This is a genomic window from Streptomyces sp. NPDC029526 (genome assembly GCF_040637405.1).
Taxonomy (GTDB): domain Bacteria; phylum Actinomycetota; class Actinomycetes; order Streptomycetales; family Streptomycetaceae; genus Streptomyces.
Window position 1 is genome coordinate 1 of sequence record NZ_JBEZWE010000038.1, and the last position, 11,758, is coordinate 11,758.

The window sequence follows — 11,758 nt, forward strand, 5'->3', positions numbered from 1 at the left end:
GCTCCGACGGCGAGCGGGGCTCGCGACGCGAGGGCTCCGACACGGGGGACACCACGTCGGCCGCCGGCTCGCGCGGGTCGTTCGCCGTCCGTCGTGCGCGCGGCCGTCCGCCTCCGGCTCAGCCGGCCTTGCGCCCGCGCATCGGCTCGGTCGGCGCACCCGCGCCCTGCCGCATGCCCTCCAGGAACTCCTCCAGAACCTCCGTGGCCGGGCGCGTCGGCCGCCAGCCGAGTTCCGTCCGGGCCCGGGAGCAGTCCATCAGGGGCAGCCGCAGCACGGCGTCGAACAGGTGCGGCGAGGCGGGCAGCAGGTGCAGGCCCCAGGCGGCGGCGATCGCCGAGCGGGCGGCGGTCCGGGGCAGCCGGACGCGGCGGGTGCCCAGCAGCTCGCCGAGCAGCTCCGCGTCGACGGCCGGCTCGGCGGCCAGGTTGTACGCGCCGCGGGCCTCGGCGGACAGCAGGGCCAGGCGGTAGGCGTCGGCCGCGTCGTCGGTGTGCAGCAGCTGGACCCGCAGCCCCGGCACGTCCGGCAGGACCGGCAGCAGGTCGGGCCGGGCCAGCGGACCCGGCAGGAAACGCCCGCCGAAGATGCGCCGCTGCTCGCTCGCCGAGGAGCGCTGGAACAGGAACGCGGGCCGCATGCGCACCACGCGCGTTTCGGGGTGGTCGCGTTCGAAGGTGTCCAGAGCCCGCTCCAGATAGGCCTTCTCCCGGCAGTACGCGGCGTCCGGCCAGCCGTGCGTGGGCCAGGACTCGTCGACCGCGTGGTCCTTCGGGCCGGGCGAGTAGGCACCGACCGAGGAGGCGTGCAGGAGGGCGGGCACCCCGGCCGCGGCGACGGCGTCGAACACCCGCATGCTGCCGAGCACGTTGGTCCGCCAGGTCGTCGCCGGATCGTGCGTCGGCTGGAAGGCCCACGCCAGGTGGACGACCGCGTCCGCGCCGGCGAACGCCTCGGCCAGCGGTGCCCGTTCCGAGGACAGGTCCACCGCCGCCCAGTCCGTCTTCGGCGGCGACCACTCCGGTGTCCGCCGGGCCAGCCCCAGGACCGACGCCACCTCCGGCTCCGCCGCCAGGGCCCGTACGACGGCCGTCCCCACATTGCCGGTGGCGCCCGTGACGACCACCCTCGCACCCGTTGCGCTGCTCACCTGTGTGCTCCTTCCGGCCGCGGTCGACGCGGACCGGCCGAGTACCCGGAGGGAGGCAGGGGAAAGCCCCGACCGCGACGGGGGAATCACGGTCGGGGCGGTTCAGGAGGGTGCGGAGGGCGGTCGCCTCTCGGCGAGTGGCTCCACAGGGCTTCAGCCGAACGATCGTCCCTGTGGGCGAATGGTGAGGCCCGGGGACACTGTCCCCTCCGCACCCACGTCCTGTTCAACGGCGAAGCACCCGAGGATGTTCCGGTGCATGTCTCCCTATGGGGTGGTATACGTCACTCTCTCACTCCGACGGCCCCGTGTCATCGGTCCGCGGCTCCGGGAGAAGCTCGGCCCACAGGTTCTCCGCCTGCAGGACCAGGGTGCCGAGCACCGCGGTCCGCGCCGGGCCCTGCCGGGCGGCGTCCTCCCGCAGCGCACGCTGCAACCGCTCGTGCAGCTCCCGCATCTCCGCCTCGGCCCGCTCGTCCGGCTCCGCCTCCGAGGCCGCGCCGGCCTGCTCCAGCCGGTCGGCCTCGGCCCGGCAGGTGTTCCCGATCAGCTCCAGCAGCTCCCCGTACCGGCTGAGGACCGTGTGGTCCGGCGCGGCGGGCGTCCGGTTCTCGTCGGTGGCCACGGACAGCGTCCTGGTCAGCGCCGTGACGTGGCCGGTGACGCGGCCGAACCGCTCGTCCTCCTGCTCCGACGGAAGCGCCACGGTCGGCGCCCGGTACAGGGTGCGCAGCAGCCCCGAGGTCAGCCGCAGGCTCTCCCGGCTCCACCCGCGCGCCGATTCGAGGGAGTCCAGCCGACGCTGCAGCCGCCCGGCGGCGGCCAGCCAGTCGGCGGCCGTCTGGCTGTCCCACTCGCCGTCCCGCAGGTCGGCGGCGATGGTGCTCAGCAGATCACCGGTCTCCCGGGCGAGCCCGGCCAGGTTCTCCCGCACGTCCCGCAGGTGCACCGGCGGCAGCACCAGCGCGTTGACCGCGATGCCGATCACCGCGCCCAGCGCGGCCTGACCCAGCCGGTGCCCCACGGCGACCGCGCTCACCGTGCCCGTCGCGATGGTGAACACGGCCGTGGTCGCCGCGTAGATGCCCTGGTCACCGAAGCGCGGCCAGTTCGACAGCAGCACCAGGACGGGGATCGACAGCGCGAGCGCGCCCGTCGTGTCCCCGGTGATCGCCTGCGCTCCCGACGCCACGAGGGCGCCCACGCAGATGGCGGCGAACTGCCGCCCCGCCTGGACCAGTGAGCTGTACACCGTCGCCTGCACCAGGACGAGCGCCACCCAGGGCGCCATCAGCGCCATCGGGTCCTCGAGCCACTCCCGGGCCACCAGCCACGCCAGCAGGGCCGCCCCGGCGGCCTTCAGCGACTGGACGGCCAGGTCCCGTTCCCGTCCCGGCCCACGCCAGGCGGCCCGGGCCGCCCGGCCCACGGCCTGCGCCTCCCGCCGTACGGAGTCGGCCGTCCGTCGCAGCCGTCCCGGCCCCGCGGCGTCGCCCACCGCCACCCCCGTCTCCTTCGTGCCCGTCATCCGCGTGTCGGTTTCCCCGCCGTGGCGGGGTCACGCCAGGAGGCTGTCGGCCAGTGACGCCAGGAGGTGGGCCGGGTCGTCGTACACCGCCTCGGCGCCCGCCTCCTCCAGGTCGGCGCGCGGGATGCCGCCGCACAGCACCGCGACACGGCGCACCCCGGCGCGGCTCGCCGCCCGCATGTCCCAGACGGTGTCGCCGACGAACACGGCCCGCTCGGCGGGCACGTCGGCGAGCTCCAGGGCGTGCTCCACGGGTTCCGGCGCGGGCTTGCCCTCCTCGACGTCGTCGGCGCTCGCCGTGGCCGTGATCGCCTCGTCGGCGTCGATCGCCCGGCGCAGGGCACCGAGTTCCGCGCCGCCCGCCGAGGTGGCGAGCACCACCCGCCAGCCGTCCGCGTGCAGCCTCTTCAGCAGGGGGCCGGCGTCCGGCAGCGCGGGCAGCCGGTCGAAGAACTGCCCGTACAGCGTCTTGTGCGCGGCACTCAGCTCACCGTCCCGCTCCGGGTCCCGGTCCTCGCCCAGCACGTGCGCCACCAGGTCGCCCGAGGGCAGGCCGACCGCCCGGTGCAGGCGGTGCATGGGCACCTGGTGCCCCGCCTGCCGGAACGCCTCCCACCAGGCGGTGACGTGCAGGTGGTTGGTGTCCACCAGGGTGCCGTCGACGTCGAACACGGCGGCCCGTTCCATACGTGGTCCTCTCTTCCCGGCCTTCTCCGCCGTCGCGGTGTTCCCGGCGACGCGCGGCTCGGGGCTCGGGGCTCGGGGTTCTCGGTTCTCGTGGGGTTGGGATTCGGGTCCTCGGGGTTTCCCGGGATCTCGGGGATCCGGCCGGGTACCACCTCAGGCGTCCGTCACTCGGGACGGCACCTTCCGCTCCCGGGTCCAGGCCAGCAGGTCCTCCACGGGCCAGGTGGTCACCACCCGTCCGTGAGGCACCCCGCACTCCTCCGCGCGGGCGCAGCCGAGGATCTGCCAGTCCAGCTGACCGGGCGCGTGGGCGTCGGTGTCGACCGAGAACAGCACGCCCGCCGCCACGGCCCGGCGCAGCAGCCGGCGCGGCGGGTCGAGCCGTTCCGGCCGGCTGTTGATCTCCACGGCGGTCCCCGCCTCGGCGCAGGCGGCGAACACCTCGTCCGCGTCGAACTCGGACTCCGGCCGGCCCCGTCCGGTCAGCAGCCGCCCGGTGCAGTGCCCGAGGACGTCCGCGTGCGGGTTGCGGACGGCGGCCACCATCCGGCGCGTCATCGACCGCGCGTCCATCCGCAGTTTCGAGTGCACCGACACCACCACCACGTCGAGCCGCTCCAGCAGCTCCGGCTCCTGGTCGAGCGAGCCGTCCTCGAGGATGTCGCACTCGATGCCGGTGAGCAGCCGGAACGGCGCCCAGGTCCGGTTGAGGCGGTCCACCACCTCCAGTTGCTCGCGCAGCCGCTCCGGCGACAGACCCCGGGCGACCGTCAGCCGGGGCGAGTGGTCGGTGAGGGCCGCCCAGGCGTGGCCCAGCTCCGCGGCCGTGCGGCCCATCTCCTCGATCGGGCTGCCGCCGTCGGACCAGTCGGAGTGCAGATGGCAGTCACCGCGCATCAGGGCCCGCAGCTCCCGGCCCGCTCCCGCGTCGGGAGCCGGCCCGGCCGCCTCCTCCTCCAGCGTGCGCAGGTACTCGGGCACCCGGCCGTCCAGCGCCTCCCGGACCACCCGGGCGGTCTTCGGGCCGACCCCCTTCAGCGACTCCAGGCTTCCGGCGGCGGCCCGTTCCCGTACCGCCGCCGGGCCGAGACCGGAGAGCACCCGGGCGGCCGTGCGGAAGGCCCGCACGCGGTAGGTCGGCGCCAGGGACCGCTCCAGCAGGAACGCGATGCGTTCCAGCGCCTCGACGGGATCCATGGCCACCTCCTGCGCCGCCTCCTGGCTCCAGGGTTGCCCAGGGCGGCGGCACCCGCACGGCGGAACCGCGCGGTTTGTCCGGCGGCCGGCCGGGTACTGCGACGCGTCGTGTCCCGGCACCCGAGGAGGCCCCCGTGTCCGTACCCACCGCCCCGCACCGCCGGGTCGCCCTCGTCACCGGCGCCGACTCCGGCATCGGCCGCGCCACCGCCGTACGGCTGGCCGAGGCGGGGCTGGACGTCGGCATCACCTGGCACACCGACCGGGAGGGCGCCGAGGAGACGGCCGCGGAGGTGCGAGCACACGGCCGACGCGCCGAGACGGCGCCGATGGATCTCGGCCGGCTGCCCGCCGGGGCGGAGGTGGTCGACGACCTCGCCGAACGCCTGGGCAGGATCGACGTGCTGGTCAACAACGCCGGCACCGGCACCATGACCCCGTTCCTCGACCTGGACCACGACACCGTGCGCCACGTCCTCGACGTCGACCTGGTCGGCCCGTTCCTGTGCGGGCAGAAGGCCGCGCGGCACATGATCCGGCAGGGCGGCGGCGGACGCATCGTGAACATCACCTCCGTCCACGAGCACCAGCCGCGGGTGGGCGCCGCGCCCTACTGCGCCGCCAAGGGCGGGCTCGGCCTGCTCACCCAGGTGATGGCACTGGAACTGGCCGAACACGGCATCACCGTGAACGCCGTGGCCCCCGGCGAGATCGCCACCCCGATGACCGGCCAGGAGGACACCGACCCGCACACCGAGCGCCGGCCCGGCATCCCCCTCGGCCGTCCCGGTGACGCGCGCGAGGTCGCCGCGGTCGTCGCCTTCCTCGCAGGACCGGACGCCTCCTACGTCACCGGCGCCTCGTGGAGCGTGGACGGCGGGATGCTCCGGATGGGACCCCAGGCCGGTTCGCACCTGCCGGGGGACGACTGGCGGCGCCCCTGAGGACGGCCGGGGGAGCGCGCTCCGGCGGGGCCGTGGGGGTGCCCCGGCAGCGCGGTCCGGGGTGTGCGCGGACCCGCGCTCCACGGCTTCGCCCTCTACCCTCGAGGCATGACCGAAAGTGCGAGCCCGTACATCTCCCACCCGAGGATCATGGTGCTCGGGGTGCAGCCCGGCACCCCACCGTTCCGGATCCTGGAGATCGACGGAGAAGTGGTCGGTGAGGCGAGAACGGTCACCGACGTGCTCCAGGCGGCGGCCGCCTACGGGATCACGGTCCACGACCTGGACGACCCGGACGTGATCCGCTGGGTGGGCGGCGACAAGTTCACCTGGACGGTACGCGCCGGGTAGCCGGCGGCCGCCCGGGATCCGGACGCGTCACTCCGTCACGGCCGGTGCGCGCTTCCCGCGCCGGGCGTGCACCGCGCGGCCGAGCCGCCGCCCGAGCAGCAGGTACCCGAGCAGGGCGCCCGAGGTGTTGAGGATGACGTCGTCGATGTCGAAGGCGCGACCGGTCACCAGGGCCCCCTGGGCGAACTCCACGAGCAGCATCACCACGGCCGTCAGCAGCAGCACCCGCAGGAACGTCCGGGACCGCGGGGCCAGCACCGGCACCAGCACGCCGAACGGCACCCCCAGCAGGATGTTGCCGCCGATCTGGCGCACCGCGTCGCGCAGCGCCGGCTGGTCCAGGTAGGCGCGCAGCGAGTCCCCCGGACGCAGATTGGTGTGGATCAGCGCCTCCGACGCGGGGGAGGGCTGGAGCGTCAGCCGGGCCAGCACCACCGCGAAGCCGACCATGACCGCGAACGCGCACAGCATCGCCACCAGACGCACCGGCAGCGGCAGCGGACGGGGCGCGCCCTCGCTCCCGCCCGGTGCGCCGGGGTCCTGACCGGCCGGTGCGGGGCGTCGGCGCGACCAGGGACGCAGTCGGGGAGCGACACGGGCCATGAGGTCCTCCAGTCGTCAACCAGCCTGTGGGAAACCCCTGTTACCCCGCGAACGGGGGTCCACGCCGGGGCCGGTGCGGATCCGGTCGGCTCGGCACCGGGCGGCGTGACGGGGCGTCATTCGCCGTACGTCACGCGCACCTTCTCGAAGCCCAGGGAGCGCAGCAGTCCTTCGAGCATGTCGGTGGTGTTCGTCTCGGCCCGGGCGGTGAGCCCGCTCTCCTTCGCCGCCGTGCCGATGTGCCGCACCGCCAGCTTCTGGACCGCCTGCTCGCTGTTGGGGTTGTCCGAGAAGAAGTCACCGAGCCGGTCCAGCAGGCCCCGCTGCTTGGAGACGGCGTAGGAGCGCTCCGGGTCGAGCGCCGGGGTGCCCAGCCGGGCGTGCGGCAGCCGCAGCGTCGCGGAGGTCCGTTCCTCGTCGACCCGTACGTCGTCCTCGCCGAGCGCGCCCAGGTCGACGTAGGCGTCGACGGTGCCGGCGCCCACGTACAGCGTGCGGCTCCCGCGCACCGCGTCGGGCAGGAACTTGGCGTCCTTCTCCAGGTCCACCACCACCTGGAAGTTGCCGGAGGCCGCCTCGTAGCGGCTGATGTCCTGGATGGACTCCAGCAGGGCGGGGCCGGAACGGTCCCGGGTCTCGGTGCCGAACAGGTCCTTGAGTCCCGGCAGCAGGCTGAGCCGGATACCGGCGAAGAACACGGCCAGGATCAGTACCACGGCGGCCAGGACCTTGGCCCAGCCCGGGACCCGGCGGTGCAGGCGTCCGATCGGAGTCGTCATGGCGACGGCCCTCCTTCCTCACCTCCGCATGCCCCCCGAATGCCGTGCCAGACAAGCGCGTTGGGGCCACGGTGGGCCTACCGGGGGCACGAGGGGGCGCACACGCCGGACACCGGGGGCGGTCTCCCACAGCCGGCCGGCCGGTCCGTCGGGCGGGTCGTCCGGGGGCCGCCCGCCGGGCTTGCCTGTCGGACCCCGCCCGTCGGTCCCGCCCGTGGCCCCACCCGTGGTCCCACCCGTCGGCGCCGCCCTTGGGGGCCGGGCCGGTCGGTGCCGCGGGACGTCGCACCGGCGGGGGAGTGCGTACCGGGCCGGCCGCCACTCCCGTCTCATGCCGATCGGTTCCACGTCGGGCGGTCGGCTTTGAGCCGGGTCGGCCGGTCTCCCACCGGTCGGTCTCATACCGGGCCGGACGTCGCCTCCGGCCGTTCCAGGGCCGCGTCCAGCGTCGGGCGCGGGGGCAGGAGGCGGGACAGACCGGTGATGCGCAGCATGCGCAGGGTCAGCGGGTGGGTGCAGACGAGCCGCAGTTCGCCCTGCCCGTCCAGCACGCGCCGCCGGGCCCGGTACAGCAGGCGCAGGCCGGAGCAGTCGAAGAACGTCACCAGGGTCAGGTCGATCACGACCCGGGTGTGCGGGGCCGTCGTCACCGCGTCGAGGTGCGGGACGATCTCGGCGGCCGCGGCGATGTCGATGTCGCCGCGGAACTCCAGCACCGTGTGCCCCCGGTCCTGGTGGACGCGTAAGTGCCGGGTCAGCCGTGCCGGTTCCTGCCGCACTGCGCCATCGCCTCCAGCCTGGATCGAACGGGGGCGGCAGCCGCCCTCAACGCCGTTACCCACTCTGCAAGTTAACCGCGAACGAGCGAATATGAGCATGTTCGATTGACATATGTCGTCGAATTGCGACCGAGTTCACCGTCCGATCCCCGCGTCGCCGACTGAAGTCGCCCGCCCGGGACAGGTGTTCCGGTACCGGCCGGGGCAGGACGCCCCGCGCCCCGGACCCCTCGCGGAGGAGACATGGCACTGGTGAACGCGGGCGTCGTGGTGCTCGACTGCGCCGAGCCCGAGAAACTGGCGGCGTTCTACAAGGAGTTGCTGGAGGCCGAGGAGGTGGCCGCGAACGCCAACCGGGTGGAGGTGCGGGCCGCCGACGGCTTCCGGCTGGCCCTGCGCCGCGACGTCAACGCGACCGCCCCGAGCTGGCCGCGCCCCGAGAACTCGCTCCAGGTGCACCTGGAGTTCGTCGTGGACGACCTCGACGCCGTGGAGCGCCGGATCGTGAGCCTCGGCGGGCGGCCGATGGAGGCCGGCGACGCCGGGAGCCCGCTGGAGGAGCGGGGCTACGCCGACCCGGCGGGCCACTCCTTCAGGCTGCGCCGCGGGGCGCCGACCGCGCCGAAGCAGGGCTGAGCCCGCCCGTCCCCGAGCCCTCAGTCCTCCGAGCCCCCGAACCTCTCGGTCCCGGTCCGGTCCGCCGGTCCGCCGCCGGGAGGGCACAGCCGCGTGGGGCGACCGGAACCGTGCTCCGGCCGCCCCACGCGCGGCAGTACGGGTGCCCGAGGTCAGTCGCGCCCGCCCTTGCCCTGGGCCGGCCACGTGCCCGTCGAGCGCTCGATGGCGGTGGCCCCCGCGCGGTCCACCGCGCTGCGGACCACCGCGAAGATGGCGCCCTGGATGGCCGCGGCCAGCAGGATCTCGCCCCATCGGCGGTCCCGGTCCAGCGCGTCCGGGGCGTCGTCCTCGTGCCGGATCAGCTTCCAGGTCTTCTGGAAGGCGAGCCCCGCCACGGTGCCGCTGGTCCAGCCCAGCGCGAAGCCGATGGGCTTGTAGGCCATGGGGAGCTTCTTCTTGCTCTTCTTCTTCGCCACGTCACTCTCCTGTGTCGGTTCGGTAGGGGTTCGTCGTCCGGCGGTCCTGCCGGTCCGGTGCCGGGGCCGGCATACCGGGCCGGTCCGGACCCGCCCGGCTCGGTGCGGTACAGGTCCTCGTGGGTCGGTTCAGGTCGTTCTCGTGGTCCTCGTCGTCCTCGTCGTTCTCGTTCGGTCCGTTCCGGCGGTCGTCGGTCGGTCCGGCCGTGGACGGTTCGGTCCGGTCGTAGTCGGTCGGTCCGGTCGTAGTCGGTCGGTTCCGGTGGTCGTCGGACCGGCGTGGACTCGGCCCGGTGCGGCTCGGTACGGCCCGGTGCGGCCCGGGAGTCAGGGGCGGCCCCGCTCCGGCACCTCCTCGTCCGCGCGCACCGGCCCGGGCGGGGTGCCGTCGCCGAACGGCCGTCCGCCCAGCTCCTCGCGGTGGTGCGGGGTCAGCCAGCCGGCCAGGTCGGGACCCGCGGGCACGATGCCGGACGGGTTGATCCCGGTGTGCACCTCGTAGTAGTGCCGCTTGATGTGGTCGAAGTCGACGGTGTCCCCGAAACCCGGCGTCTGGAACAGGTCGCGGGCGTAGGCCCACAGCACCTCGTTCTCCGCGAGCTTCCAGCGGTTGCACTTGAAGTGGCCGTGGTACACCGCCTCGAACCGCACCAGCGTGGTGAACAGCCGGATGTCGGCCTCGGTGATGGTGTCGCCGACCAGGTACCGCTGCCGCTCCAGCCGCTCCGCCAGCTGCTCCAGACGGCGGAACACGTCCGCGTACGCGGCCTCGTACTCCTGCTGGCCGGTGGCGAAGCCCGCCCGGTAGACACCGTTGTTGACGTCGCGGAACACACCGTCCATGACCTCGTCGATCTCGTCCCGGAGGTCCGCCGGGTACAGGTCGGGCGCCCCGGGCCGGTGCAGGGCGGTCCACTCGGTGGCCAGGTCGAGCGTGATCTGCTGGTAGTCGTTGGTGACCAGCATGCCGCTGGGCACGTCCACGATCGCGGGCACGCTCACCCCGCCCGGATAGCCCGTCTCGCGCCGGTCGTACGCCTCGCTCAGGTACCGGATCCCCAGCACCGGGTCCCGGCCGTCCGGGTCCAGGGTGAACCGCCAGCTGCGGTCGTCCTGGATCGGGTCGGCGACGGCCAGCGACAGCGCGTCCTCCAGTCCGAGCAGCCGCCGGGACACCAGCGCCCGGCTCGCCCACGGGCAGGCACGGCTGACCACGAGCCGGTAGCGGCCGGCCTCCACCGGGTACCCGTCCCGGCCGTCGGCGGTGATCCGGTCCGCGAAGTGGGCCCTCGACCGCTTGAACGCCTTCCTGCCGTAGGCGCTGTTGCCGTCGCCCCGCTCGTCACGGCTCATGTGTCTCCTCCTCGCCGTCGGGATCCCGGACTGTACGTTCCCCTGACCGCGTTCCCCGTTTTCGGCGGTCGGCACGGTGTGCCGTGGGCCGACCGGGGCAATCGCCCAGCGTGACTACACGATCGGATCGCAGAACCCGCATCACCGTCCTGGTGGCGCTCGCCGCCAATCTGGTGATCGCGGTGGCCAAGGCCGTCGGCGGTGTCCTCGCGGCATCCCCCGCGCTGCTCTCGGAGGCCGCCCACTCGGTGGCCGACAGCCTCAACGAGGTGTTCCTCCTGGCCGCGCTGCGCCGCAGCACCCGTCCGCCGGACCGGCGCCACCCGTTCGGCTACGGCAAGGAGCGGTACTTCTGGTCGCTCCTCGCGGCCGTCGGCATCTTCGTGATGGGCGGCTGCTTCTCCTTCTACCAGGGCATCAGCGCCCTCGGCGGGGAGGGCAGCGAGGACCGCGAGGGGTACGTGGCCGGACTGATCGTCCTCGGCGTGGCACTGCTCGCCGAGGGCGGCTCCCTGCTGCGTGCGCTGTACCAGGTGCGCCGCCAGGGCGGGACGGGCCAGGGCATGCGCGACCCGGCCCTGCGCACGGTCATCGCGGAGGACGGCACCGCCGTGGTCGGCGTCACCCTCGCCATCATCGGCATGGCGCTGCACATGTACACCGGGGACGTGGTGTGGGAGGCCGCCGCCTCGCTCGCCATCGGCCTGCTGCTGGTCTACGTGGCCTACCGGCTCGGCCGCGAGGCCCGCGACCGGCTCATCGGTGAGGCGGCCGACCCGGAGGCGAGCGAGCGGATCCGGGAACTGCTGCGGGCCCAGCCCGAGATCGACAGCGTGGAGGCGTTGCTGACCATGCAGACCGGCCTCGACAGCGTCCTGGTCGCCGCCAGGGTCGACCTCGTCCCCGGAATGGACAGTGAGCGGGTGGAGGAGGTCGCCGTGCGCATCAAGAGGTCCGTCGCCGAGATGGTCCCCGAGGCGGAGCAGATCTTCCTCGACGTGACCGACCGGGGCGCGCCGGAGGCGCGGGAGGCATGGGAGAGCCCCGCCGCGACGGGGGAGCGCGGCGGGGCCTGAGGCTCGGGTGCCCGGTGGCCGGGCGCTTCATGCACGCGGCGGCGGCCTTTCCGCCCGCCGGCCGGGCCGGCACCACGCGGGCGGGCACCGGCCCGTCGGGTAGGGGCCGGTGCCCGCCCGGCCGGGGGGGTGCCTCTATGTCTTCCGTCAAGGCGCCCAGGTTCGGTTTGGGGTGGTTTGGCTTGTGGGGGTCATGCGGCGAGTTCGACGTCCTCGG

Annotated in this window: 13 protein-coding genes; 4 read left to right on the plus strand and 9 right to left on the minus strand. The window is 74.2% G+C overall.

The features are described 5' to 3' along the window. Nucleotides 1–118: 118 nt before the first annotated feature. The 4 genes from AB0F01_RS30995 to AB0F01_RS31010 form a co-directional block, all read right to left on the minus strand. A complete protein-coding gene (locus AB0F01_RS30995; RefSeq protein ID WP_362102646.1) occupies nt 119–1,150 on the minus strand; it encodes an SDR family oxidoreductase in 1,032 nt (343 codons plus the stop codon). A gap of 292 nt (nt 1,151–1,442) precedes the next feature. Then, nucleotides 1,443–2,678, minus strand: coding sequence for an aromatic acid exporter family protein (locus tag AB0F01_RS31000; RefSeq protein ID WP_362102649.1), 1,236 nt, complete (start codon nt 2,676–2,678; stop codon nt 1,443–1,445). Nucleotides 2,679–2,708: 30 nt separating this feature from the next. Continuing rightward, nucleotides 2,709–3,365, minus strand: a complete 657-nt coding sequence (locus AB0F01_RS31005; RefSeq protein WP_362102652.1) for an HAD family hydrolase — start codon at nt 3,363–3,365, stop codon at nt 2,709–2,711. Between the two features lie 153 nt (nt 3,366–3,518). Next, nucleotides 3,519–4,562, minus strand: coding sequence for a PHP domain-containing protein (locus AB0F01_RS31010; RefSeq protein ID WP_362102654.1), 1,044 nt, complete (start codon nt 4,560–4,562; stop codon nt 3,519–3,521). A 134-nt stretch (nt 4,563–4,696) separates the two neighbouring features. On the opposite strand from AB0F01_RS31010, the gene AB0F01_RS31015 reads away from it, so the two are divergent. Together AB0F01_RS31015 and AB0F01_RS31020 are read left to right on the plus strand one after the other, a co-directional pair. Next, nucleotides 4,697–5,506, plus strand: coding sequence for an SDR family oxidoreductase (locus AB0F01_RS31015; protein WP_362102657.1), 810 nt, complete (start codon nt 4,697–4,699; stop codon nt 5,504–5,506). Between the two features lie 108 nt (nt 5,507–5,614). After that, entirely contained in the window at nt 5,615–5,857 is a 243-nt protein-coding gene (locus tag AB0F01_RS31020; RefSeq protein ID WP_362102659.1) for a hypothetical protein, read from the plus strand. 27 nt (nt 5,858–5,884) lie between these two features. Here AB0F01_RS31020 and AB0F01_RS31025 read toward each other — a convergent pair whose 3' ends face one another. The 3 genes from AB0F01_RS31025 to AB0F01_RS31035 all read right to left on the minus strand — a co-directional run bounded on the left by AB0F01_RS31025 (nt 5,885) and on the right by AB0F01_RS31035 (nt 8,018). Continuing rightward, nucleotides 5,885–6,460, minus strand: a complete 576-nt coding sequence (locus AB0F01_RS31025) for a VanZ family protein (RefSeq protein WP_362102661.1) — start codon at nt 6,458–6,460, stop codon at nt 5,885–5,887. A gap of 116 nt (nt 6,461–6,576) precedes the next feature. Further along, complete coding sequence (locus AB0F01_RS31030; protein ID WP_362102664.1) at nt 6,577–7,239, minus strand: DUF4230 domain-containing protein; 663 nt, start codon at nt 7,237–7,239, stop codon at nt 6,577–6,579. Between the two features lie 398 nt (nt 7,240–7,637). Then, entirely contained in the window at nt 7,638–8,018 is a 381-nt protein-coding gene (locus tag AB0F01_RS31035; protein WP_362102666.1) for an anti-sigma factor antagonist, read from the minus strand. Nucleotides 8,019–8,261: 243 nt separating this feature from the next. On the opposite strand from AB0F01_RS31035, the gene AB0F01_RS31040 reads away from it, so the two are divergent. Beyond that, a complete protein-coding gene (locus AB0F01_RS31040; RefSeq protein ID WP_362102669.1) occupies nt 8,262–8,654 on the plus strand; it encodes a VOC family protein in 393 nt (130 codons plus the stop codon). 152 nt (nt 8,655–8,806) lie between these two features. Here the strand turns inward: AB0F01_RS31040 and AB0F01_RS31045 are convergent, their stop codons facing one another. After that, on the minus strand, nt 8,807–9,112 hold the full coding sequence (locus AB0F01_RS31045) for a DUF4235 domain-containing protein (protein WP_362102672.1): 306 nt from the start codon (nt 9,110–9,112) through the stop codon (nt 8,807–8,809). Nucleotides 9,113–9,439: 327 nt separating this feature from the next. Then, the gene (locus AB0F01_RS31050) at nt 9,440–10,465 is read right to left on the minus strand and encodes a glutathione S-transferase C-terminal domain-containing protein (RefSeq protein WP_362102675.1); all 1,026 of its coding nucleotides are present in this window, start codon (nt 10,463–10,465) and stop codon (nt 9,440–9,442) included. 110 nt (nt 10,466–10,575) lie between these two features. Here AB0F01_RS31050 and AB0F01_RS31055 point away from each other — a divergent pair, with 110 nt between their 5' ends. Next, nucleotides 10,576–11,541 carry a cation diffusion facilitator family transporter gene (locus tag AB0F01_RS31055; RefSeq protein WP_362102678.1) on the plus strand — a complete coding sequence of 322 codons (966 nt, stop codon included), beginning with the start codon at nt 10,576–10,578 and terminating at the stop codon, nt 11,539–11,541. The last annotated feature ends 217 nt before the right edge of the window (nt 11,542–11,758 follow it).

Excerpts from the sequence above, each read along its gene's own strand:
- AB0F01_RS31000 (WP_362102649.1), bottom strand. The coding sequence starts at position 2,678 with ATGACGGGCACGAAGGAGACGGGGGTGGCGGTGGGCGACGCCGCGGGG.
- AB0F01_RS31005 (WP_362102652.1), bottom strand. The coding sequence starts at position 3,365 with ATGGAACGGGCCGCCGTGTTCGACGTCGACGGCACCCTGGTGGACACC.
- AB0F01_RS31010 (WP_362102654.1), bottom strand. The coding sequence starts at position 4,562 with ATGGATCCCGTCGAGGCGCTGGAACGCATCGCGTTCCTGCTGGAGCGG.
- AB0F01_RS31020 (WP_362102659.1), top strand. The coding sequence starts at position 5,615 with ATGACCGAAAGTGCGAGCCCGTACATCTCCCACCCGAGGATCATGGTG.
- AB0F01_RS31025 (WP_362102661.1), bottom strand. The coding sequence starts at position 6,460 with ATGGCCCGTGTCGCTCCCCGACTGCGTCCCTGGTCGCGCCGACGCCCC.
- AB0F01_RS31030 (WP_362102664.1), bottom strand. The coding sequence starts at position 7,239 with ATGACGACTCCGATCGGACGCCTGCACCGCCGGGTCCCGGGCTGGGCC.
- AB0F01_RS31040 (WP_362102669.1), top strand. The coding sequence starts at position 8,262 with ATGGCACTGGTGAACGCGGGCGTCGTGGTGCTCGACTGCGCCGAGCCC.
- AB0F01_RS31050 (WP_362102675.1), bottom strand. The coding sequence starts at position 10,465 with ATGAGCCGTGACGAGCGGGGCGACGGCAACAGCGCCTACGGCAGGAAG.